General features: G+C 69.0%; 21 protein-coding genes. 10 read left to right on the top strand and 11 right to left on the bottom strand.

The window, feature by feature from the left end:
- Positions 1–6: 6 nt before the first annotated feature.
- Positions 7–507: a hypothetical protein gene (locus ACWDRB_RS36860; RefSeq protein ID WP_449901670.1), complete on the bottom strand. Its 501-nt coding sequence runs from the start codon at positions 505–507 to the stop codon at positions 7–9.
- A 103-nt stretch (positions 508–610) separates the two neighbouring features.
- On the opposite strand from ACWDRB_RS36860, the gene ACWDRB_RS36855 reads away from it, so the two are divergent.
- Positions 611–2,029 (top strand): hypothetical protein, encoded by a 1,419-nt coding sequence (locus ACWDRB_RS36855; protein WP_449901668.1) that lies wholly within the window; start codon positions 611–613, stop codon positions 2,027–2,029.
- A 550-nt stretch (positions 2,030–2,579) separates the two neighbouring features.
- Here the strand turns inward: ACWDRB_RS36855 and ACWDRB_RS36850 are convergent.
- Together ACWDRB_RS36850 and ACWDRB_RS36845 are read right to left on the bottom strand one after the other, a co-directional pair.
- Positions 2,580–2,849, bottom strand: a complete 270-nt coding sequence (locus ACWDRB_RS36850; protein WP_449901666.1) for a DUF397 domain-containing protein — start codon at positions 2,847–2,849, stop codon at positions 2,580–2,582.
- Positions 2,846–3,703 (bottom strand): helix-turn-helix domain-containing protein, encoded by an 858-nt coding sequence (locus ACWDRB_RS36845; protein WP_449901664.1) that lies wholly within the window; start codon positions 3,701–3,703, stop codon positions 2,846–2,848. The genes ACWDRB_RS36850 and ACWDRB_RS36845 overlap by 4 nt, the downstream gene beginning before the upstream one ends.
- A gap of 569 nt (positions 3,704–4,272) precedes the next feature.
- On the opposite strand from ACWDRB_RS36845, the gene ACWDRB_RS36840 reads away from it, so the two are divergent.
- Positions 4,273–4,788, top strand: a complete 516-nt coding sequence (locus ACWDRB_RS36840; protein WP_449901662.1) for an ATP-binding protein — start codon at positions 4,273–4,275, stop codon at positions 4,786–4,788.
- A gap of 582 nt (positions 4,789–5,370) precedes the next feature.
- Here the strand turns inward: ACWDRB_RS36840 and ACWDRB_RS36835 are convergent.
- From ACWDRB_RS36835 to ACWDRB_RS36810, 6 genes are read right to left on the bottom strand one after another with little or no spacing between them, the layout of a single operon-like run.
- Positions 5,371–6,537, bottom strand: coding sequence for a lipid-transfer protein (locus ACWDRB_RS36835; protein ID WP_387579833.1), 1,167 nt, complete (start codon positions 6,535–6,537; stop codon positions 5,371–5,373).
- Positions 6,534–6,938, bottom strand: a complete 405-nt coding sequence (locus ACWDRB_RS36830; protein ID WP_449901659.1) for a MaoC family dehydratase — start codon at positions 6,936–6,938, stop codon at positions 6,534–6,536. Before ACWDRB_RS36830 ends, ACWDRB_RS36835 begins: the two co-directional genes overlap by 4 nt.
- Positions 6,938–7,864 (bottom strand): bifunctional MaoC family dehydratase N-terminal/OB-fold nucleic acid binding domain-containing protein, encoded by a 927-nt coding sequence (locus tag ACWDRB_RS36825; protein WP_449901657.1) that lies wholly within the window; start codon positions 7,862–7,864, stop codon positions 6,938–6,940. Before ACWDRB_RS36825 ends, ACWDRB_RS36830 begins: the two co-directional genes overlap by 1 nt.
- Complete coding sequence (locus ACWDRB_RS36820; protein ID WP_350729416.1) at positions 7,861–9,015, bottom strand: acyl-CoA dehydrogenase family protein; 1,155 nt, start codon at positions 9,013–9,015, stop codon at positions 7,861–7,863. The genes ACWDRB_RS36825 and ACWDRB_RS36820 overlap by 4 nt, the downstream gene beginning before the upstream one ends.
- Positions 9,015–9,986, bottom strand: coding sequence for an acyl-CoA dehydrogenase family protein (locus ACWDRB_RS36815; RefSeq protein ID WP_449901654.1), 972 nt, complete (start codon positions 9,984–9,986; stop codon positions 9,015–9,017). Before ACWDRB_RS36815 ends, ACWDRB_RS36820 begins: the two co-directional genes overlap by 1 nt.
- On the bottom strand, positions 9,987–11,591 hold the full coding sequence (locus tag ACWDRB_RS36810) for an AMP-binding protein (RefSeq protein ID WP_449901652.1): 1,605 nt from the start codon (positions 11,589–11,591) through the stop codon (positions 9,987–9,989). It abuts the gene before it with no gap.
- Between the two features lie 234 nt (positions 11,592–11,825).
- On the opposite strand from ACWDRB_RS36810, the gene ACWDRB_RS36805 reads away from it, so the two are divergent.
- Entirely contained in the window at positions 11,826–12,422 is a 597-nt protein-coding gene (locus tag ACWDRB_RS36805) for a TetR family transcriptional regulator (protein ID WP_350729801.1), read from the top strand.
- Between the two features lie 253 nt (positions 12,423–12,675).
- Here the strand turns inward: ACWDRB_RS36805 and ACWDRB_RS36800 are convergent, their stop codons facing one another.
- Positions 12,676–13,635 carry a GlxA family transcriptional regulator gene (locus tag ACWDRB_RS36800; RefSeq protein WP_449901650.1) on the bottom strand — a complete coding sequence of 320 codons (960 nt, stop codon included), beginning with the start codon at positions 13,633–13,635 and terminating at the stop codon, positions 12,676–12,678.
- A gap of 78 nt (positions 13,636–13,713) precedes the next feature.
- Here ACWDRB_RS36800 and ACWDRB_RS36795 point away from each other — a divergent pair, with 78 nt between their 5' ends.
- The 5 genes from ACWDRB_RS36795 to ACWDRB_RS36775 all read left to right on the top strand — a co-directional run bounded on the left by ACWDRB_RS36795 (position 13,714) and on the right by ACWDRB_RS36775 (position 18,666).
- Positions 13,714–14,655, top strand: a complete 942-nt coding sequence (locus ACWDRB_RS36795; protein ID WP_363976708.1) for an NADP-dependent oxidoreductase — start codon at positions 13,714–13,716, stop codon at positions 14,653–14,655.
- Between the two features lie 97 nt (positions 14,656–14,752).
- Positions 14,753–15,742 (top strand): sigma-70 family RNA polymerase sigma factor, encoded by a 990-nt coding sequence (locus tag ACWDRB_RS36790; protein WP_364259938.1) that lies wholly within the window; start codon positions 14,753–14,755, stop codon positions 15,740–15,742.
- A 42-nt stretch (positions 15,743–15,784) separates the two neighbouring features.
- A complete protein-coding gene (locus tag ACWDRB_RS36785) occupies positions 15,785–16,900 on the top strand; it encodes a steroid 3-ketoacyl-CoA thiolase (RefSeq protein WP_449901647.1) in 1,116 nt (371 codons plus the stop codon).
- Between the two features lie 40 nt (positions 16,901–16,940).
- The gene (locus tag ACWDRB_RS36780; protein ID WP_449901645.1) at positions 16,941–17,960 is read left to right on the top strand and encodes an MBL fold metallo-hydrolase; all 1,020 of its coding nucleotides are present in this window, start codon (positions 16,941–16,943) and stop codon (positions 17,958–17,960) included.
- A gap of 25 nt (positions 17,961–17,985) precedes the next feature.
- Positions 17,986–18,666, top strand: coding sequence for a FadR/GntR family transcriptional regulator (locus ACWDRB_RS36775; RefSeq protein WP_185068291.1), 681 nt, complete (start codon positions 17,986–17,988; stop codon positions 18,664–18,666).
- A gap of 5 nt (positions 18,667–18,671) precedes the next feature.
- Here ACWDRB_RS36775 and ACWDRB_RS36770 read toward each other — a convergent pair whose 3' ends face one another.
- The gene (locus ACWDRB_RS36770) at positions 18,672–19,394 is read right to left on the bottom strand and encodes an SDR family oxidoreductase (protein ID WP_449901643.1); all 723 of its coding nucleotides are present in this window, start codon (positions 19,392–19,394) and stop codon (positions 18,672–18,674) included.
- 102 nt (positions 19,395–19,496) lie between these two features.
- Here ACWDRB_RS36770 and ACWDRB_RS36765 point away from each other — a divergent pair, with 102 nt between their 5' ends.
- Complete coding sequence (locus tag ACWDRB_RS36765) at positions 19,497–20,351, top strand: helix-turn-helix transcriptional regulator (protein WP_449901641.1); 855 nt, start codon at positions 19,497–19,499, stop codon at positions 20,349–20,351.
- Between the two features lie 301 nt (positions 20,352–20,652).
- Positions 20,653–21,591: a DNA polymerase ligase N-terminal domain-containing protein gene (locus tag ACWDRB_RS36760; protein ID WP_449901638.1), complete on the top strand. Its 939-nt coding sequence runs from the start codon at positions 20,653–20,655 to the stop codon at positions 21,589–21,591.
- The last annotated feature ends 7 nt before the right edge of the window (positions 21,592–21,598 follow it).

Raw genomic sequence — 21,598 nt, 5'->3', positions numbered from 1 at the left:
CGACAGTCAGGGCCATTCCCCGCTCACCGCCTTGCTGCAAACCTTGCTGGCGAGGGCTCGCTGCCAGGCGACCGGGAGGTCTCCTTTGGGTCCTTCCAGCCGCCATGAGTCCCATATCACTTCCGCCGCCCCCGAGCCCATCCAGGTTCTGTAGGTGAAGCGAACCGGCTGGGGCTCGCGTGGCACCGCCGCACAGTCGGTGATGACGATGCGCCTCGCCACGGTCTTCCAGCCACCGCTTTCCACGGTGACCGTGGAACGCTCGTCCTGCGCATCGTCAGCAGGCAGCAGGCGGAGGCCCGGCATTTCTACCGAGATACCGGTGAGGGTGAAGGAAGTCAGACCTTCGTTTTCAACTTCGATATACACCCTGGTGGACAGGACGCCATTTTCATCCACATCAGCACCAAGGAATAAACTGTCGAGACTCCATCGGACCTGCGGAGGCGCTTCCCCCAACCACCACAAAAACCCTACAACAGCAACAAGAGCCACAAAACCGGACATCACTCGCCGTAATCGTACACGCTGTGCGCGCCACGTAGGCACGCCGAATTGCCGCCATATGTCATCTGAATTCACGATATAGAACCATATAAGCTAGCCTCTCGTGACGACACCTCCGATGATCTGCTGGGTGGTTGCAGCCGTAACCGTGCTGGCGGCAGCCGCGCCGGTTACACAGGAACGGCTCACCAGGTTCGCCGCACTAACGGGTCTTTCCGTCACAACGACCAACGCCCGCCAGGTCATCGACCACTTCACAGGCCTTCGCCGATGGCGACTCATCGCCGTCACCCTCGCCGCTCCTTTGGCCTGCTTCACCAACGATCCGTTCTATTTGGTCCTGGGCTGGTGCGCCGTTTCGGTCTTCCACGATGTACGACTGCCCGCCCGGGCGTTCCAGGCTCACGACGAGGCGAAGGTCTATCACCAGACGTGGCTACTCGGTTCGGCGGCCGCCATTGCGGCAAGCGGCTATCTGCTGGCGAACCAAGGCGCCACGCCGACGCGTCTGGCCCATGCCGTCATCGTGATTGTCATGGCGGGAGCCGTACCGCTCGCCGCTCGGAAACTGACCGCCAGACCGATACCCGAGGCACCGGACGACATAGCCCAAGCGGAACTGGCCATCGCCCGATGGTCGGCACGGACTCTCTACGTGGCGGGCACCGCAATCGTGCTGTCGGGCGCATTGCTCACCCCCGGGCAACCGCCACGACGCGAACTGCCCGAATACTCGATGCCCAGGTCGTTTCCCGAGCAAATGGCTGAATTCACGAAGGTGAACACATACAAGCGGCCCACCTGCGCGTGGGCCGACGAGATGGACGACCCCTGCCGGTCATGGCTCGTGAACGGGAAGCCGTTCCCGCAAGCCGCGCCATACGTCGTCAGGAAAGGCGGCGCGCCCCAGCCAGGGCCGTTCGTGCGCAGGCCCGACAAGAAGGCTCTCGTCTATCTGGACAGACGCAGTCGCCGCATGATGTATCAGGACGGCCGGGGAATCCACCCCCTTACCGGTAGCCTGGCCGACGCCGCAGTGCCCACGCCCACGTTCGAGAACCAGAACAGGTATGTCGCCCTGGCCAGGGACGACGCGCAGATCACCGACACCAGAACCTGGACCACGCTGTCGATCCCCGGCGCTCAACAGGTCCATGACCTCAACAGCAGCGGGATCGTGGCCACGACGGCTTCTCGAGTACTCATGCTCGACCATCAGGGAGAGATCCGCATGAGCCTCCCCTTCAAGAAGGCCGCCAAGGATGCCCCCGATGACACGTACAACCTCAAGCCGGACGGAAGTCGCCTCGTGATCATCCGAGGCAAGGAGAGTGTCGAAACCTTCGACACAGGAACTGGGAAGCGTTTGTCCAGCGTCGCTCCCGCCTTGCCCGGCGATGACTTCCTCGACGTCGGCCTCGGCTGGTCGAAGGAGGGGCCCTTCCTGGTTCGCAGCGCCATAAACGAGCGCGTCTACTACCTCGACCTGGCGACTGGCAAGCTCTGGAGACACAAGGGCTGAATCCGATAAGAGGGCCCCACAGCGAATTGAGAGACTTGTTCGTCCGACATTCGGCCTTCGAGGCGAGCTTCCGTCAGTTGGGGTGGTTTCCGGAAACGATCTACCTTGTTCCCGAGCCGAGGGCCGCGTTCGTGAGCCTCACACAAGCAGTTATTTCCGGCCGGCCGGAGACGCTTCCCTACAACTGAAATTCGAAGAGATCATCTCGTATTTTAGCGCGGCTCACGGGAACGGCATCGACGAAACTACGATCGCCGACATGCTTGTCTTGACAGCACAGGCCATGGCTGTGTCGCTGATCGTGTGCGATGATGGCTAGCGCTGTAGAAACCCGAACGCTTCCCTTCTCCGCGCGCTCACAACTTTTCCGATCTTCTCACTCCCACACATCCGAACCCTCAATTCGGCCACGCCCAGCGCAGAGGCACACAGCGCCCTCTATGCATGCAACGCGCGTGAAAGATCGAACACCGATGAGAGGTGGCGTTCCGCTGGAAAGGGATACGCCGATCAGATGGATAATGTGCCAGTTGCCGGAGAAAGGAGATAGTTACCCCAGATCCTCGAACTCGCCCGCCATAATGGCATAGCGGAAGGCTGCAAACTCGCTACGAGTGAAGTACAGCTTGGGGCCATCCGGGTCCTTGGAGTCACGTATCGCAATCAAAGGCCCGAGGCCAGCCTTATGCTCGGCGCCATAGCGATCTGCCTCCAATAGTGCTACTTCAACGCAATTTCCGCCAGTCCCATTGGAAAAGCTCGACTTACGCCATGTCATACGGTCCTGCTGCGTCGGATCGTCATCTTTTCCGTGGTTCACCACGTTCCTCCTACTACCTGCTCGATCAAGCGCCGAGTCTGATCGGGGCCGATTGCTCGTGCGCGAAGGTGATCAAATAGACGATTGTAGGCATCTACGTCATCCGGGGCTTCTAGGTAGATACTGCCCCTCCAGTACTCAAGATACACAAGGTCGGGATCTGATGGCTTAGGGAACTTCAGGATGCTGAACCCGCCGTTCATGGCCGGATGGGCTCCGCTGTCGAAGCCGAGTATCTGGATGTTGATGGCGTCCTGCAACGACAGTTCATGGAGATGCTGCAGTTGGCGGCGCATGACACCCTCGCGCCCCACGCTTCGCCGAATGACCGCCTCATTCAGCACCATCCACGTCTCGGGGGGCTGCGCGGATGTCAGACGTTCCTGCCGCTTCATTCGGATGGAGATGCTGCGGGTCAACTGCTCTTCCGAGGGCAGGGTCGGCTCAGCGCTCATGATGGCGCGCGCGTACTCCTCCGTCTGGAAGAGGCCGGGGACGTACTCGCTCTCATAGCCGGAGATGGACGATGCGTCCTCTTCGAGACCCACATAGCTCTGGAAGTATTCGGGAATGGTGTCGGACATCTTGTCCCACCAGCCACGTTTCCGTGCATCACGGGCCAACTGGAGAAGCACCTCCTTCGTATGTTCCGGCACCTCGTAGATCTCCAGCATCATGGCCACGTCGGCGACGCGAGCGCCGGTCTGGGCAGCTTCCATGCGCGTGATCGTCGGTGGGGAACATCCCAACCGGTCCGCGACTGCCTCGCGGGACATGCCTTTCTCCTTGCGCAGGCTGCGCAAGATGGCGGCAAGGCGCCGCTGGCGTGCTGACGGACTGCGCTGAGCTGTCATCTCGCCTCCCATGTACGGGCCAAGTCTCCCGGATTGATCTCGGCTCTTCAATCTGTACTTAGTTCACTCTGAACAAGTCTCTTGCGCACAGAGTTTTCGTCCGTGCACAATCTGTAGGCAGAGAAGGTGCCTCAATATCCAGTGAGCTGCACTGTTATCACCGACGAGCCATCCGTCGGGGCGATATGTGTACAGATCCGACTGACTGAACTAGGTACAGAAGGATTTCCGTTCAGTTCTGATGCTCGAAGGACGGTTCGATCCATGCGACGCAGACAGCGGCGAGACGACCGGACGCGATCAGATTCACCGCAGCCTAGCCGCGAGCAGGAGCAGTTCCTCTACCTGACTCGGCTGGCCTGGGCTCTGAGGGTGCGGGGCCTGGCCGTTTCGGTCCAGTTACCGCGACGCGCAGAGCCGTGCATCTCGATCTGCCGAGGGTCGGGGCCGCTGCTCGTCCGGGCTGCACTACAGGGGGAGCGGTGGGTCTTCACTTGGGGCCGGGGCCGCGATCGGTGGGTGGACGCACTTGACGAGTACGCGCCCGAACGAGTGTGGGAGGTTGCGCGATGAACGATCAGACCTTGGCGAAGATGATCCTTCCCGGCATACCGCGTTCGGTGCCGCTGGCTCGTCGCTGGGTCGTGGACGCCCTGACGACGGCGGGACACCAAGATGTGGAGGGTGCCCGGCTCGTCACGAGCGAGTTGGTGGGAAACGCCGTCCAGCACACCGGCTCCGGACGATCGGGGGGCCTGGTTACGGTGACCATCTACGAGGTCTGTCCTGATCTGGCCAGGATCGAGGTGATTGACGAGGGAGCGTCAACCGTCCCGAAGCCGCGAGAGTCCTCCGAGGGCGACTGCTGCGGGCGAGGGCTGTGGCTGGTCCAGCAGACGTCGATCCGATGGGGGACGCGGCCCGTGCCCATGCGGTGGAACCTGGTGTGGGCCGAGGTGCTCACCTTGAGAGCCGACCATCCATCAGACGTTCTGAACGGCAATAACACCAAGAACCTGAGCAACAGTGTGAAGGCCGACCACCTCACTCTGGCCTGCGATCAGAAAGCAGGCATCAAGCCATGACGAATCTCCCTGATTTCCATGGCCCTCACGTCTCACCCAGGTCCAACGCGGAACTTGTCGACTGGCGTAAGCCGGTCCGGCGCTTCGCCCGGGTGCGGGTTCAACGACACACATGTGAGTGCGCGCCATGCGTCACGAGTTCTGCGCCGCTGGCGGACTCGCGTGGGTGCGGAAGACGAGCAGGCTCGGGTCCGGCCTCAGCGTCCTTGAAAGCCACCCAGATCCGATCCCAAAGGCCGAAGAACTGTGGGAAAAGATCATAAATGGCCAGGTGAAATGAGCGGCCAGACGTGCCGGTCCGGGCGGAGGTCAGTCGGCCCATCGCTTCGCCAGTCAACGGGTGGGGTGCATGGCGAGCGCAACGAGCGGGGGTTTCGGGGTGAGCTCCAGCAGGTCAGACCGGTAATCGGGTCACGGGTGGGCGATGGCGCCGCAAGGCGCGGGGGTTGCGCCGCCAGGCGCCTGAATAAGGAACGCCTGAGCCCCGAGCGCGAAGCGCTCTCAGCGAAGACCTTTTGCTCGGGGCGGGGTCCAGCAGGCTGACCACCCAGATGGGCAACGGGTGGGTGAGCGCAGGCCCACCTACGAGTCGGAGGAGAGGATCAGGCCGCTGGTGGGTACGCCGGTGCCGGCGGTTACCAGGACGTTTCGGACGGCTGGGAGTTGGTTGGCGGCTGTGCCTCGGATCTGGCGGACGGCTTCCGCGATGCCGTTCATGCCGTGGATGTAGGCCTCCCCCAGTTGCCCTCCGTGGGGGTTCACGGGCAGGCGGCCGTCCAGTTCGATCGTGCCGTCCCGGAGGAAGTCAGGGGCCTCGCCTCGGGCGCAGAAGCCGAGCTCTTCCAGTTGGGCCAGGACGAACGGGGTGAAGTGGTCGTACAGGATTGCGGTCTGGATGTCTTTTGGCGATAAACCGGACATGTCCCAGAGCTGGCGGGCTACCACGGCGATCTCGGGGAGGCCGGTCATGTCGTCGCGGTAGTAGCTGGTCATCATCAGCTGGCCCGATCCCGCGCCCTGGGCCGCGGCCGTGATCAGGGCGGGTGATCTGCGGAGGTCACGGGCGCGTTCGGCCGAGGTGACCACCAGGGCCACGCCGCCGTCGCTCTCCTGGCAGCAGTCGAGCAGGTGCAGCGGCTCGACGATCCACCTGGACGCCTGGTGCTCCTCCAACGTGATGGGGCGCCGGTAGAACCAGGCGGCGGGGTTGGTGGCGGCGTGGCGGCGCATGGCCACCGCCACCCGGCCGAAGTCCTCCGAGGTCGCGCCGTACGTGTGCATGTACCGGCGGGCGAACATCGCCACCCAGGCCGCCGGCGTCATCAGCCCGTACGGCACGTGCCAGCTCATCTCCAGCCCTTGGGAGGTGGGCTCGCCGGTCAGGCGGCTGTTCGGCTGGCCGAAGCGGCGGCCGGAGCGCTCGTTGAAGGCGCGGTAGCAGACGACCGTCCGCGCCATCCCCGTGGCCACGGCCATGGCCGCGTGCGCCACGGTCCCACAGGCCGCGCCGCCGCCGTACTCGACCCGCGAGAAGAACGTCAGGTCCCCGATCCCCGCCTCCCTGGCGACGGCGATCTCCTGGTTGGAGTCCTGGGTGTAGGTCACCATGCCGTCCACGTCGCCGGGTGAGAGCCCGGCGTCGTCCAGCGCCGCCAGTACGGCCTCCGCCGCCAGCCGCAGCTCCGAACGCCCCGACTTCTTGCTGAACTCGGTGGCACCGATGCCCGCGACGGCAGTACGCCCGCTCAACACGGCTTTCCCTCCTCGGCCAGGGCGAAGGTGACGGTCCCGGTGGCGTGGTCGCCCAGGCTCACCTTGCCGCGTACCTCGACCGTCAACCGGCCCTCCTCGCGCGACACGACCGTCCCGTTGAAGCACAGCCGGTCCCCCGCGTACGCCGGGACGCCCAGCTTGACGGCGACCCGCTCGATGACGGCCTCGGGCCCGGCCCAGTCGGTGACGTACCGCTCGACCAGGCCCATGGTGGTCAGGATGTTGAGGAAGATGTCCTGCGAACCCTGGGCGCGGGCCTTGTCGACGTCGTGGTGCACCGGCGTGAAGTCCATGGTGGCCAGCGCCGTGGAGACGACGAAGGTGGGGGTGAGGTCGATGGCCAGCTCCGGCAGCGCGGACCCGATCTCGGTGCCCATCACGCCTCCTCCTTCGAAGGCGCCCACATCGGCAGGACGAGCTGGTCGTCCATCGACCGGTACGTCACCCGCAACGGCATGCCGACGGCCACCTCCTCGATCGGACAGTCCACGACGTTGCCGACGATCCGTACCCCCTCAGGCAGCTCCACCACGCCGACGACGAACGGCGTCTCCCGGCCCGGCACCGGCGGGTGGTGGTGCACGACGTAGCTGTAGAGGGTTCCGCGGCCGCTCGCGACCAGGTGGGAGCTGTTGGCCGAGCGGCATTGCGGGCATAGAGGGCCGGGCGGGTGGCGGTGGTGGCCGCAGTCGGCGCAGGTCTGGATGCGCAGCTCCCTTTCCCGTACGCCTTCCCAGAAGAACGCGGTGTCCTGGTTGATCGCCGGTTGGAGCGGGTACGCCGGCCGGTCGGCGGCGGGAGCCGCCTTGGTGCGTGGGCGAAATTTCAGGACTCGGAAGAGCATTTCGGCGACCGGCTGCTCGTCCTCGCCGTACCAGGTGACCTTCCAGGTGGCGAAGAAGCCCACCCCCAGCGCCGTCCGCTTGGGCCCGGCCAGGTCCGAGAACCGGGTGGCCGGGGTGAGCCGCTCGCCGACCCGCGCGTACCGGTGGTAGGTCTGCTCGCAGTTCGTCGCCACGACGCCCGTGTAGCCGCTCGCGTCGAGCGCGGTCATCATGTCGTCCACCGCCGAACGGTCCTTCGCCGACCGGCGCACCCCCGGCATCGTCCACACCTGGGCCATCGCGGGCGGGGCGACCCCTTTCTCCAGGTACGCCGGGTTCTCGTCGCCCATGGCGTCCAGCCAGTGCCGGATCATGGGGCCGTTCACCGGGTCCTGCGCCGGGGTCCCGCGCACCTCGCCCAGCGCCGCCTGCTTGCCCGCGAGCTCGTGCAGCTCCTCGTCACTCAGGGGAGGGGTCATCGCGGCGGCCTCGGCAGGTTCAGGCCGAGCATGGCGATCAGCTCCCGCTGCACCTCGTTCACCCCGCCGCCGAACGTCAGCACCACCGCCCCCTTCACCCCGTGATCGGTACGTTCGAGCAGCTCGGCCGTCTCCGGATCCGACGGGTCCCCGTACCTGGCCAGGATGTCGCCGACGATCCTGCCGACCTCCTGCATGCGCTCGGAGCCGTAGATCTTGGTGGCCGACGCGTCGGGAGCGCCGAGCCAGCCGAGGTCCATGTTCGCGGCGACCTGCCAGTTCAGGAGCTCGTTGGTGCGGAAGAAGCCCCACACCCTGGCCAGCGCCCGCCGTACGTCCGGATTGTCCGCCACCCCGGTGCGGCGGGCCCAGGCGAGGAAGCGGTCGTAGGTCTGGCCGAGGTTCCCGGCCGGGCCAAGGGTGACGCGTTCGTGGTTGAGCTGGTTGACGATCAGGTCCCAGCCCCGGTCCACCTCGCCGACCACCATGTCCACGGGCACGCGTACGTCGCTGTAGTAGGTGGCGTTCGTGTGGTGGCGGCCGTCCATGGTGACGATCGGCGTCCAGGAGAAGCCGGGGTCGTCCGTGGAGGCGATCATCATGGTGATGCCCTTGTGCTTCTTGGCCTCGGGGTTCGTGCGGGCGGCCAGCCAGATGTACTGGGCGTAGTGCGCGCCGCTGGTGAAGACCTTCTGGCCGTTGACGACGTAGTGGTCGCCGTCGAGCACCGCCGTGGTGCGCAGGGAGGCCAGGTCGGTGCCGGCCTCGGGCTCGCTGTAGCCGATGGCGAAGTGGCACTCGCCGGCGAGGATGCGGGGCAGGAAGAGGTCCTTCTGCTCCTGGGTGCCGTACTGCATGAGCGTGGGCCCCACGGTCTGCACCGTGATGATCGGGTACGGAACGCCCGCCCTGGCTATCTCGTTGGCGAAGATCTGCTGCTCCAGGGGGCCGTAGCCGCCTCCCCCGTACTCCTTGGGCCAGCCGAGGCCGAGCTTGCCGTCGCGGCCGAGGCGGCGGCAGTGCTCCATGTACGCCCCGCCGAACGGATCTTCCGCGATCTTCCTGCGGTCCTCGTCGGTGAGGCAGCCCTGGAAGTACTCGCGCAGCTCGTCGCGCAGGGCGCGCTGGGCTGGGGTCAGGTCGATCAGCATCAGAGGAGCGCTCCGATCAGGTCGAGCTGGGCGTCGGCGCCGCCGAGCAGGTGGGACAGGTGCTTGGCCTGCGCGAAATAGCGGTGCAGCGGGTACGTGACGTCCAGCCCGAGGCCGCCGTGCAGGTGCTGGCAGGTGTAGAGGGCCTTCCAGGCATCGCTGACGTGGTACGCGGCCAGCGCCAGGTCCTCGTCGGCCGGCAGATCCTCGGCCAGGCGCCAGACCGCCGACCACATGGCCACGTCCAGGGCCCGCGCGGCGATGTAGACGTCCGCGATCTGCATGGTCACGGCCTGGAACTCGGCCAGCGCCCGGCCGAACTGCTTCCTCGTCCTGATGTACTCGGTGGTCAGCTCCAGCGCGCCCGCCAGCACCCCGCTCGCCTGGGCCGCCACGGCCGCCATGAACAGCCGCCGGGCCCCGGTGACCGCGTCGGTCCCCGCGACCCGCTCGGCCGGGGTTCCGTCGAGCACGATCGTGGCGGCGGGCTCGCCGGTGGAGGTGTACTCGGGGGTCGTGGCCGGCGACTCCACCAGGAACAGGCCCTCGTCGGCGGTGACGAGCACCATGTCGCCGGGGTACGGCACCGAGACCTTGCGCCCGGTCAGCGTCCAGCCGCCGTCCACGGCCCGGGCGGCCGTCGAAGGCGGGTCGGCCGGCGCTCTGCCGGGCTCGCGGAGCGCGAGGGTCATCCCGTTCTCGCGGCGTTGCTGGTCAAGGGTGCCATAGCGGGCCAGGGTCAGCGTGCTCACCAGCGCGGGCAGTGCGGGCACCGGCGCCGCCCGCGCTCCCACCTCCCGCAGCACCACGGCCATCTCCACGGGCCCGAGCCCGGCTCCCCCGGCCTCCTCCGGCACGCACACGCTCATGAGCCCGGCCTGCCGCAGCCGCTCCTCGTCCCCTTCCCTGGCGAGCACCTCGGCCGCCAGCTTCCGCAGGTCCTGCTGGGTTTCGTCCAGGTTGAAGTCCATTCACGTCTCCAAGAGGTGTTGCCTGCCGTGCCGTACGAACTCCTCCTCGATCCCCTTGACGTCCGAGTCGGTCAGCGGCCGGAGCCCGGAGCCCGACCGCAACCAGACCGGGTCTGCGGTACGCCAGCCCTCGCGGGCGAGGACCCGCTTGATGACCTTGTGGGAGGGCGTCTGGGGCAAGCGATCAGAAAGGCGGATATATCGGGGTAAGGACTTGGCACCCAGATCGCGGCGCGCCGCCAGGAAGGCCGTGAACGCCTCCGGGTCGAAGGCCCCCTCCAGCACCAGCGCCGCCATGACCTGGTCGCCCGCCGCCGGGTCGGGCACCGGGTAGACGGCCGCCTCGACCACCCCCGCGAACTCCCTCAGCGCCGCCTCGATGGGCGCGACCGCCAGGTTCTCGCCGTCCACGCGCAGGCGTTCGGTGCCACGGCCCGCGAAGAACACGTAGCCGTCCCCGTCCGCGTACGCTAGGTCGCCCGACCAGAACGCGCCGTCCCTGATCCGCTCGGCGTCCGCCTCGGGGTCGTTGTAGTAGCCGTCGAACAGCCCCAGCCCGCGCACGTTGACCAGTTCGCCGACGGCCTCGTCCGGGTTGAGCAGGCGGCCGTCCTCGATGCGGCCCGGCGGGCAGGGACAGCCGGTGAAGGGGTCGAGGATCAGGATGCCCTCGGGCAGCCGTCCCAGGCATCCCGGCGGCCCGGACGGGTCGGGGGTGAGCGAGATGGCCGTCTCCGTGGAGCCGAAGGCATCGATCACCCGGCACCCGAACCGCTCCCCGAACCTCCTCGTCGCCACCGCGCTGCCCTCGTTCCCGAACGCGATCCTGAGCGGGTTGTCGGCGTCATCGGGGCGCTCGGGGGTGGCCAGGACGTAGGAGAGCGCTTTACCCACGTAGTGCAGGTACGTGCCGCCGTACCGTCTGATGTCGGGCAGCAGCCCCGACGCCGAGAACCGCCGCCGCAGCGCCAGCGCCGCCCCCGACACCACGGCCGGGGCGTAGGCGGCCATCAGCGCGCCGGAGTGGAACAGCGGCATCGAGCAGTACACGACGTCGGACGGCGTGAGCAGCGCCCCCAGGCTCAACCCGGGGACGGCCATCTTGCGCTGCGTGATCCGCACGGCGCGCGGGCGGCCGGAGGTGCCCGAGGTGAAGATCAGCATCACGAGATCCTCGGGCGCGGCGTCCTCGCCGAACGCGGCGTCCGTGGGAGACGACGAGGCGTCCGGCAGGGGCAGCACCTCCACCCCCAGCGCCTCGGACAGCGGCCCGGCCAGCCCCGCGTAGGGGGTGTCCGCCAGGATCAGGTCCACGTCCGTGGCGCGGGCGTCGCGGATCAGCTCGTCGACCGAGCGGGTCGGGTTCAGCGCGACGACCACGTGCCCGGACAGCGCCGCCCCGCCCACGAGGAACACCAGCCCTGGAACGTTCTCGCTGAGCACCCCCACGTGCAACCCCGCGCCGCGCCCGGACAGCCAGGCCCCGGCGGCGCGGCAGGCAGCCACGTGCTCGCGCCATGACCACGTCGTGTCCTCGAACATCAGCCCAGGTCGATCGTCGTCGGCCCGTGCACGGAGCAGGGCCGCCAGCGTGTTCGCCGCCATCCGGAGTCTCCACCAAGCGCTCGGTCAGCCGAATCGCAAACTAGAACAGATTCTAATATCTGTCCAGTGCCCACCTATCCTGATAAGTCGCGACATACGGCTGTAACGCCACAGACATGGGGCTATAGGGCTTCTTTGTGACCCGCGAGTAACAAGCCACGTCATCGAGAAATCAGATAACGTGTTCTTATGCGTACCACGCACGCCGCGCCCTCCAGCGACACCGAGGGGACCATGGAGAGCCACCCCACGCCGGGCACGCACAGCGTCCGTACGCGTAGCCAGCACCAACGCCGCAAGCGCATCGTCCAGGCCGCCGCCGCGCTGGCCTCGCGCGGCGGGGTCGAAGCCATGCAGATGCGCACGGTGGCCGAGCGCGCGGGCGTGGCGCTTGGCACGCTCTATCGCTACTTCCCGTCCAAGATGGACCTGGTGGTGGCGGTGGTGGGCGAGGAGATCGACCTCCTCGAGAGCAGCATCGAGCGGCGTCCGCCCGGGGCCACCACCCCGTCGAGCCGCGCGGTGGACGTGCTGATGCGGGCGACCCGGGGGCTGATGCGCGAGCCGGAGCTGGCCGACGCGCTCATCCGCTCGTTGATCATGGCCGAGGTGCAGACGCCGTTCGGGGAGCGCATCACGGGGCTGCTGCTGCGGGTCTCGGCCGACGGCCTGACCCTTGAGGACGCCACCGAGGAGCAGGCCGACCTCGCGGGGTCGCTGGCCAGCGTGTGGGTGCAGGAGCTCCTCGAGATGCTCCGCGGCCGCCGCACCTACGACCAGATCCAGCGCCGCATCGAAACCGCCGCCGCACGACTTCTCGCCGACATCTGACCCGTCGCCCGCCGCACTTCGGCAGAAAAGCAAACCCATACGTTACGGCTGCGCACGGGCAGGCCACCCGCCACACTTCGGTTGACGGAGCGGCGAGCCTGGGGCGGAGAGCGGCAGCTTGCGTGACCAGCGGAGCCCCGTGCGAGCGCGACCATGAGCAGAGCCCCTCCAGGAAACGGCGGCTGACCCTTCAGTGGCGTGCCGCCGTTACGGCGCGCACAGTGGGCCGTCCAAGTGGTGTCCGGTGGGCCGGCTACCTCATGTGGAACGTGCGCCGATACGCGTGCGGCGAGACCCCCACCGCCGCCTGCAGGTGCTGCCTGAACGAGGCCGCCGTCCCGAAGCCGGCGCGGTCCGCGACGCGGTCCACCGGCAGGTCGGTGCTCTCCAGCAGCTGCCTGGCCAGCGCGATCCGCTGCTGCGTCAGCCACTGCCCCGGGCTCAGCCCCACCTCCTGCCGGAAATGCCGGGTGAACGTGCGCCTGCTCATCCCCGCGTGGTCGGCCAGGTCGTCCAGCCGCAGCGGCGTGCCCAGCCGGGTTATGGCCCAGGCCCGGGTGGGGGCGGTGCCGACGCTGGACGGCTCGGGCACCGGGTGCTCGACGTACTGCGCCTGGCCGCCGTCCCGCCACGGCGGCACCACGCAGGCCCTGGCCACCTGGTTGGCGACCCGGCTGCCGTGGTCGCGGCGGACGAGGTGGAGGCAGAGGTCCACCCCGGCCGCGGCGCCGGCCGAGGTGAGCACGTCGCCGTCGTCCACGAACAGCACGTCCGCGTCCATCCGCACCTTCGGGAACGCGGCGGCGAACCGCTCGGCGTCCCGCCAGTGCGTGGTCGCCGGACGGCCGTCGAGCAGCCCGGCCGCCGCCAGCACGTACGTGCCGATGCAGATGGAGATGATCCGGGTGCCGGGGCGGATCCGGGCCAGCGCCGCGGCCAGCCCGGCGGGCAGCGAGTCCGCGTCCGTGAGCCCGGCGAACCACTCCGCGGCGGGCACCACCACCGTGTCCGCGCTCGCCAGCACGCTCGCGTCGTGCTCGACGGCGATGGAGTAGTCGGCGGCCGTGGCGACGGGGCGGCCGTCGACCGTGCAGGTGACCACGTCGTAGAGCGGCTCGCCGCCGGGCCCCTGCGCGGCGCGGAAGATCCTGGACGGCACGCTCAGCTCGAACGGGATGACCCCGTCCACAGCGAGGACGGCAACGCGATGCATGGCCCGATTTTTACACATCATGACCTTTGGGCCACTCGCGGGCCCGGTCCCGGAACCAGCAGGCTGGGTCTCATGAAGATGAAAGCGATCAGCCAGGACGTCTTGGGCGGCCCTGAGGTGCTGAAGACGGTTGAGGTCGAGCGGCCGGTTCCCGGCCCGACCGAGGTGCTGGTGCGGGTGGAGGCGGCCGGACTGAACCCGACCGACTGGAAGACCCGCGCGGGCGGCGGCTTCCTGCGGGACAAGCTGCCGTTCGTGCTCGGTTACGACGTCTCGGGCGTGGTCGAGGAGTCGGGCGTCGGGCAGGCGCTCTACAAGCCGGGCGACGAGGTGTTCGGCATGCTCAAGTACCCGGACGCGCACGGCGCCTTCGCCGAGTACGTCACCGCGCCGTCCCGCCACTTCGTGCGCAAGCCCGCCGCCGTCGACCACGTCCAGGCGGCCGGGATCCCGCTCGCGGGGCTGACCGCGTACCAGGCGCTCGTGGACGTCGCCGGGCTGAAGGGCGGCCAGCGCGTGCTCGTTCACGCCGCCGCGGGCGGGGTGGGGCACCTGGCGGTGCAGATCGCCAAGGCGCGCGGCGCGTACGTGATCGGGACGGCCAGCGCGGCCAAGCACGAGTTCCTGCGCGGTCTGGGCGCCGACGAGCTGGTCGACTACCGGGACGAGGACTTCGCCGAGGTCGTGCGGGACGTGGACGTGGTGCTCGAGACCATCGGCGGCGACTACGGGCCGCGTTCGCTGCGCACCCTGCGCAAGGGCGGCACGATCGTCTCCCTGGTGCTCCGGGAGCTCGACCCCGACCTGCACCGGCAGGCCGCCGAGCTGGGCATCCGCTCGGAGGCCATGCTGGTGGAGCCCGACCACGCCGCGATGCGCGCGCTCGCGGCCCTGGTCGAGGCGGGGAGGCTGCGCGCGGAGATCGCCGCCGCCCTGCCGCTGGCGGAGGCGGCCAAGGCGCACGAGCTCGGCGAGACGAACCGGGTCACCGGCAAGATCGTGCTCACCGTCTCCCACTGACCGCATTCATGGTCATTTCTTTGGGCCCGTAAAAGGTTTCCCTTAATCAACCGGCCGTGCGGTCAAATGTCAGTGGCAACGTCTATACAAGGGAGGTATGACCGACAAGCCGACGAACGAGGAGTTCCTCCAACAGGCTGACCCGATGCGGCGCGAGCTGCTGGCGCACTGCTACCGGATGATGGGCTCGGTGCACGACGCCGAGGACCTCGTCCAGGAGACGTATCTGCGCGCGTGGCGGGCCTATGAGGGCTTCGAGGGGCGCTCCTCGTTGCGCACGTGGCTCTATCGCATCGCCACCAGCGCCTGCCTGACCGCGCTCGACAGCCGGAGCAGGCGGCCGCTGCCCACCGGTCTCGGTGCCCCCAGCACCGAGCCGACCGCTCCCCTGGTGTCGGACCACGAGGTGCCGTGGCTGGAGCCCGTGCCCGACGCCCTGACAGGCGTCGGCGGCGACGATCCCGCCACGATCGTGGCCGGCCGCGAGAGCATCAGGCTCGCCCTGATCGCCGCGCTGCAGCACCTGCCGCCGCGGCAGCGGGCCGTGCTGGTGCTGCGTGACGTGCTCAGGTGGAAGGCCGCCGAGGTGGCCGAGGCGCTGGAGACGTCCACCGCGGCCGTCAACAGCATCCTCCAGCGGGCCCGCGCCCAGCTCAACGAGGTGCAGCCGAGTCTCGACGACCCGGTCGAGCCGCTGTCGGCCGAGCAGCGGGCCCAGCTCGACCGCTATGTCGCGGCGTTCGAGAACTATGACGTCGACAGCCTGGTGCACCTGTTCACCAAGGACGCGGTCTGGGAGATGCCGCCGTTCGTCGGCTGGTACCAGGGGCCCGAGGCGATCATGGAGCTCACCAGGACGCAGTGCCCGGCCGAGCGCCCCGGCGACCTCAAGCTGGTCCCGATCGCCGCCAACGGGCAGCCGGCGTTCGCGGTGTACTACCGCGAGAACGGCGTCTACGGGCAGTTCGCGATCATGGTGGTGACGTTCGCCGGGGAGCAGATCCGGCACGTCGGCATGTTCTTCGAGGAAAGCCTGTTCGAGACGTTCGGGCTGCCGTCGACCCTGGAGGGTTCCACGACAAAGTAGAACGCGTTACAGTCTCGCCAGAGCAACGTTCTGGAGGCGACTGTGGGCACACCTGTGATCGTCGAGGCCGTACGCACTCCCATCGGCAGGCGAGCCGGCTGGCTGGCCGGGTACAAACCGCAACAGGTTCTGGCTACCGCGCTGAACGGCCTCGTCGAGCGGTCCGGGCTCGACCCGGCAGCCGTCGAGCAGGTGTTCGCCGGGTGCGTGACCCAGGCGGGCGAGCAGGGCGGGCACGTCGGGCGCTACTCGTGGCTCTATGCCGGGCTGCCGTACCGGACCGGGGTGACGACGGTGGACGCGCAGTGCGGGTCGTCGCAGCAGGCCGTGCACCTCGCGGCGGCGATGGTGCGCGCGGGCGTGATCGAGGCCGGCGTCGGCTGCGGTGTCGAGGTGATGAGCCGGGCGCCCCTCGGCAGCAACGTGCGGCCCGCCACGGCCAAGCCGGACGACTGGAGCATCGATCTGCCCGACCAGTTCACCGCGGCCGAGCGGATCGCGCGGCGGCGCGGGCTGACGCGGGAGCGGCTCGACTGGCTCGGGGCGCGCTCCCAGCGACTGGCGGCCAAGGCGTGGGCCGACGGGCGGTTCGAGCGCGAGATCGTGCCCGTCGGGGACGTACGCAGGGACCAGGGCTTACGCGAGACCACGGTGGAGACCCTGGCCAACCTCAAGCCCGTCGCCGAGGGCGCCCTCCACACCGCGGGCACCTCGTCGCAGATCTCCGACGGCGCCGCGGCGGTGCTGGTGATGAGCGAGGAGGCCGCCGCCAGGCACGGGCTGCGGCCCAGGGCGCGGATCCTGGCGCAGGCGCTCGTCGGCGCGGAGCCGTACTATCACCTGGACGGGCCCGTGGAGGCGACGGCCAAGGTGCTGGCGGCAGCCGGGATGACGATCGGCGACATCGACAGGTTCGAGGTGAATGAGGCGTTCGCATCGGTGGTGCTGTCGTGGGCGGGCGTGCACGAGCCCGACTTCGACCGCGTCAACGTCAACGGCGGCGCGATCGCGCTCGGCCATCCGGTCGGCGCCACGGGCGCGCGGCTGATCACCACGGCGCTGCACGAGCTGGAGCGGTCGGACTCGGCGACCGCGCTGGTCACGATGTGCGCCGGCGGGGCGCTGGCCACGGCCACCATTCTCGAGCGGGCCGGCTGAGGGCTCGGCCGGTGACACTCATTACCCGATCGGGGGGCGCATGAAGAGCAGACGCAGGCCGTACGCGGAGCAGCGGCCGCAGGATGTCGGCGGCGGGGTGTGGAGCGTGCCGGTGCCGATCCCGGGCAACCCGCTCGGCTACACGCTCGTCTACGCCCTCGAGTCCCCCAAGGGGCCGGTGCTGGTCGACGCCGGGTGGAACCATCCGGACGCCTGGGACGCGCTCAGCGGCGGCCTCGCCGCGGTCGGGATCGACGTGAGCACGGTGAGCGGGGTGGTCGTCACCCATTTCCATCCCGACCACGCCGGGCTCGCGGGGCAGGTCAAGGACGTGTCCGGCGCGTGGATCGCGATGCACGAGGCCGACGCGGCGCTGGTCAGGCTCATGCACGACTACGCGGCCGAGGAGCACGAGAGCTTCCAGTCCGACATGCTCCGGCGGGCCGGGGCCGATCCGGGCGAGGCGCGGCAGGCGGTGAGCCGCCCGACGCCGCCGGCGCTGCCCGACCGCCGGTTACGTGACGGGGACCTGGTGGACCTGCCCGGCCGCAAGCTCCGGGCCGTCCACACGCCCGGCCACACCCCGGGGCACATCTGCCTGCACCTGGAGGATGCCGACCGGCTGTTCACCGGCGACCACGTCCTCCCCGACATCACCCCCCACGTCGGGATTTATCCGTATGACCGAGACGATGTCGATCCGTTGGGCGATTTCCTGGACTCCTTGGACCGAGTCGCCGACCTGGGGCCCCTGGATGCGTTGCCCGCACACGAATGGATATTTCCTGATGTGGCCGCGCGAGCCGTCCAGATCCGCCACCATCACGATGAGAAGCTCGTACGGCTGCGCGCCCTCCTGGCCCAGCGGCCGGAACCGCTGACCATCTGGGAGGTCGCCGCGATGATGACGTGGAACAGGCCATGGGACGACCTGTCCCCGATGCTGAAAGGCATGGCGGCCGGGGAGGCCGCGGCGCATCTGCGCACTCTGGAGGCCAGGGGCGAAGTTCGCCGGGTCCCCGGTGTCGATTCTGTCCGCTTCCAGGCTCTAGACTCCTAGACATCCGATGTCTAGGGAGCGAAGCGTGGCGGTCACCGACGCGGCCATCGACAAGATCAAACAGATGATCCTCTCGGGCGAGCTGGCCCCCGGCGACCGGCTGCCCAAGGAGGCCGACCTCGCCGAGCGGCTCGGCCTGTCGCGCAACTCGTTGCGCGAGGCCGTGCGCGCCCTGTCCCTGATCAACGTGCTCGACGTACGTCAGGGCGACGGCACGTACGTGACCAGCCTGGAGCCGCGGCTGCTGCTGGACACCATGTCGTTCGTGCTCGACCTGCACCGCGACGACACGGTGATCCAGTTCTTCGAGGTCAGGCGCATCCTGGAGCCGGCCGCGACCGCGATGGCGACCGAGCTGATGACCGACGCCGACGTCGAGGAACTCCGCGTGATCCTGGAGTCCCTGCCCGCGGAGCCGACGGTCGAGGAGCTGGTGGCCAACGACCTCCAGTTCCACCAGCGGATCGCGCGGGGTTCCGGGAACAGCGTGCTCTGCTCGTTCATCGAGAGCCTGTCAGGTCCGACCACTCGGGCCAGGATCTGGCGCGGGCTCACCCAGGAGGGGGCGATGCAGAAGACGCGGGAGCAGCACACCGCGATCTACGAGGCCATCGCCGCCCGCCAGGCCGACGTGGCCCGGTCCTGGGCGACCGTGCACGTGGCGGGCGTGGAGTCGTGGCTGCGCAAGGCGCTCGATCTCGACTGACCCCGCTACCAGGGGTTGGTGCCGCCCTGCTCGCTGAGGAAGACGCCGGTCGGGACGTCGGGCAGGGTGGCCTGGCGGGCCACGTGCTCGCCGCCCTCGTCGGCGGTCAGCGTCCCGATGAAGCCGTTGAGGTCGGTGGCGCAGAAGCCGGGCGCGACCGCGTAGACCTTGATCGGCGTGTCGCGCAGCTCCTCGGCGTAGATCAGGGTGACGGCGTTCAGTGCTGCCTTGGAGGAGTTGTAGCCGAGCAGGGTCGCGTACTCGCGCCACTCGGACTCCTCGTCGGCCAGGAACGCGAACGTGCCCAGGCCGCTGGAGACGTTCACCACGCGGCCGGCCTCCGACCTGCGCAGGAGCGGGAGCATGGCGTTGGTCACGGCGACGACGCCGATCACGTTCGTCTCGTAGACCTCGCGCAGGGCGGCGACCGGGAGCCGGCTCGGCGTGCGCTCGTGGTCGCGGCTGATCGCGGCGTTGTTGATGAGCAGGTCCAGGTGGCCGAACTCGCGCTCGACGCGAGCGGCGGCCGCCTCCACGATGTCCGGGTCGGTGACGTCCAGGCGTACGAACCGGGCGTCCAGCCCTTCCCCCACCAGCTCCTCGGCGGCCTCCCTGCCACGCTCGGGGTCGCGGGCCCCAACCAGGACGACATATCCGGACTTGGCCAGTACGCGGGCGGTGGCGTACCCGATGCCTTTGTTGGCACCGGTGATGAGTGCGATGTTCATGCCCTCAAGGCTGAGCGGGGCCGCGTACGAACGGGAGAGAACCGCTGAGGCCCGGATTGACGATCCCTGGTTACGGCGGCGCGGACCAGGCATCCTGAGGTCATGGACCGGATCAACAGGGCCGGCCTGGCGGGCTTCCTGCGCAGCCGCCGCGAACTGGTGCGGCCGTCCGACGTGGGCCTGGAGGGCGGCAAGCGCCGCCGCACACCCGGGCTGCGGCGCGAGGAGGTCGCCCGGCTGGCCGGGATGTCCGTCGACTACTACGCCCGCCTGGAACAGGCCCGCGGACCTCGCCCGTCGCGCCAGATGCTCGGCGCGATCGCCAGGGCGCTGCGGCTGACGGACGACGAGCGTTCCCACCTGTACTACCTGGCCGGCGAGCCGCCCGGACCGCCTCCCGGCCCGGCACAGGACGTCAGGCCCGGCGTCCTGCACCTGCTCGACCGGCTGGACGACACCCCGGCGCTCGTGTCGGACGCCAAGTACGACGTGCTGGCCTGGAACCCCCTCGCCGCCGCGCTCCTCACGGACTTCTCCGCGCTCCCGCCCGGCGAACGCAACCTCATCTGGCGCTACTTCACCGACCCTCGGGCCCGGGACCGCCACGACCCCGAGGGCGCGTGGCGGTTCGCCAGGGAGTCGGTGGCCGACCTGCGCGCCGCCTCCGCCCGCTACCCGGACGACCTCGGCATCCGCCGGCTGATCGACCGGCTGCTGGCCGGCAGCACCGAGTTCGCGGAGCTGTGGGCCGGACACGACGTCACGGTCCGCAGGTCCGCGCGCAAGCGGATCAACCATCCGGCGGTGGGGTGGCTGGAGCTCGACTGCGAGACGCTGCACGTGCCCGAGGGCGACCAGTGGATCGTCCTCTACACCGCGGCGCCGGGATCGCCGTCGTACGAGGCACTGCGCCTCCTCAAGGTCATCGGCACACAGAACCTCCAGCACTCCCCCTGAACCCACCCTCACCCGCACGCAGCACCACGGAGCCCAGCACAACGGCCCGCGCCACAACGGAGCCCGGCACGGCACAACCGCCCGGCGACCCCAGCCCCACACGGCCACCCGGCCACCCCAGCCCGACGCGACCCCGCACGGCACGCCACAGCCCAGCCCGGCGGCCTGGTACAGCACGCCATCCCGCGCGGTGCCGGGCGTGTCCGGTCGCGCTCGGTCGGCATGACCTTGACCGGCGCATGGTCCGTGTGCCGTACCCCGCTGGTGGTCCGGGAGAGTACGGGCGGGTAGTACCCCTGTCGTGGCCGACAAACTGGAGCGATACCGGAGCAAACGCGACGCCAGCCGCACCCCCGAGCCCGTCCCCGCATCGCCGCCCGCCTCCGGGGACGGCAACGCGTTCGTCATCCAGGAGCACCACGCCCGGTCCCTCCACTGGGACCTGCGGCTCGAGCGCGACGGCGTCCTCGTGTCCTGGGCCGTCCCCAAGGGCCTGCCCGCCGACCCCGGCACCAACCACCTCGCCGTGCACACCGAGGACCACCCGATGGAGTACCTCACGTTCCACGGCGAGATCCCCAAGGGCGAGTACGGCGGCGGCACGATGACCGTCTGGGACACCGGCACGTACGAGACGGAGAAATGCGAGGTCAAGTTCGTCCTGCACGGAGAGCGGGCCTCGGGGAGGTTCGTCCTGTTCCGGACCCGAGGCCAGAGCTGGATGATCCACCGCATGGACGCCCGGGCCCGCGACCCGTTCCCGCCACCCGAACCCATGCTCCCGACCGAACGCGCCAAGCCCCCGAAGGACGTCTCGGCCTACGCCTTCGAGTTCGCGTGGGGCGGCCGCCGCCTGCTCGTCCCCATCGAGGGCGGGCGCACGACGGCCGCGCGGGAGCACCCGTGGTTGCGGGGGCTCGCGGAGTCGTTCGGCAGCCGCACGGCGATGCTGGACGGGGAGGTGGCCACGCTCGGGGGCGCCGAGATCCTGGTCTTCTACGACCTGCTGTACGACGACGGCCGCTCCCTGGTCGACCAGCCTTACGCGGAGCGGCGGGCGGCGCTGGACGCGCTGGAGCTGGCGGGAGCGCATTGGCAGACCGCTCCGTCGTGGCCTGGCGAGGCGGGCCCCGTCCGTCGGGCCGCCCGCGAACAGGGCCTGCCCGGGATCGTGGCCAAACGCCTCGACTCGGCGTACGAGCCAGGGCCCTCGAAGTCCTGGCTGTACATCCCCACCTGAGCCCCGC

It is taken from the genome of Nonomuraea sp. NPDC003707 (assembly GCF_053587055.1).
This window is presented reverse-complemented; position numbering and strand designations above follow the sequence as displayed.

Excerpts from the sequence above, each read along its gene's own strand:
- ACWDRB_RS36845 (WP_449901664.1), bottom strand. The coding sequence starts at position 3,703 with ATGACAGCTCAGCGCAGTCCGTCAGCACGCCAGCGGCGCCTTGCCGCC.
- ACWDRB_RS36770 (WP_449901643.1), bottom strand. The coding sequence starts at position 19,394 with ATGAACATCGCACTCATCACCGGTGCCAACAAAGGCATCGGGTACGCC.
- ACWDRB_RS36780 (WP_449901645.1), top strand. The coding sequence starts at position 16,941 with ATGAAGAGCAGACGCAGGCCGTACGCGGAGCAGCGGCCGCAGGATGTC.
- ACWDRB_RS36840 (WP_449901662.1), top strand. The coding sequence starts at position 4,273 with ATGAACGATCAGACCTTGGCGAAGATGATCCTTCCCGGCATACCGCGT.
- ACWDRB_RS36830 (WP_449901659.1), bottom strand. The coding sequence starts at position 6,938 with ATGGGCACCGAGATCGGGTCCGCGCTGCCGGAGCTGGCCATCGACCTC.
- ACWDRB_RS36790 (WP_364259938.1), top strand. The coding sequence starts at position 14,753 with ATGACCGACAAGCCGACGAACGAGGAGTTCCTCCAACAGGCTGACCCG.
- ACWDRB_RS36805 (WP_350729801.1), top strand. The coding sequence starts at position 11,826 with ATGGAGAGCCACCCCACGCCGGGCACGCACAGCGTCCGTACGCGTAGC.
- ACWDRB_RS36815 (WP_449901654.1), bottom strand. The coding sequence starts at position 9,986 with ATGGACTTCAACCTGGACGAAACCCAGCAGGACCTGCGGAAGCTGGCG.
- ACWDRB_RS36825 (WP_449901657.1), bottom strand. The coding sequence starts at position 7,864 with ATGACCCCTCCCCTGAGTGACGAGGAGCTGCACGAGCTCGCGGGCAAG.
- ACWDRB_RS36765 (WP_449901641.1), top strand. The coding sequence starts at position 19,497 with ATGGACCGGATCAACAGGGCCGGCCTGGCGGGCTTCCTGCGCAGCCGC.
- ACWDRB_RS36795 (WP_363976708.1), top strand. The coding sequence starts at position 13,714 with ATGAAAGCGATCAGCCAGGACGTCTTGGGCGGCCCTGAGGTGCTGAAG.
- ACWDRB_RS36820 (WP_350729416.1), bottom strand. The coding sequence starts at position 9,015 with ATGCTGATCGACCTGACCCCAGCCCAGCGCGCCCTGCGCGACGAGCTG.
- ACWDRB_RS36810 (WP_449901652.1), bottom strand. The coding sequence starts at position 11,591 with ATGGCGGCGAACACGCTGGCGGCCCTGCTCCGTGCACGGGCCGACGAC.
- ACWDRB_RS36800 (WP_449901650.1), bottom strand. The coding sequence starts at position 13,635 with ATGCATCGCGTTGCCGTCCTCGCTGTGGACGGGGTCATCCCGTTCGAG.
- ACWDRB_RS36860 (WP_449901670.1), bottom strand. The coding sequence starts at position 507 with ATGTCCGGTTTTGTGGCTCTTGTTGCTGTTGTAGGGTTTTTGTGGTGG.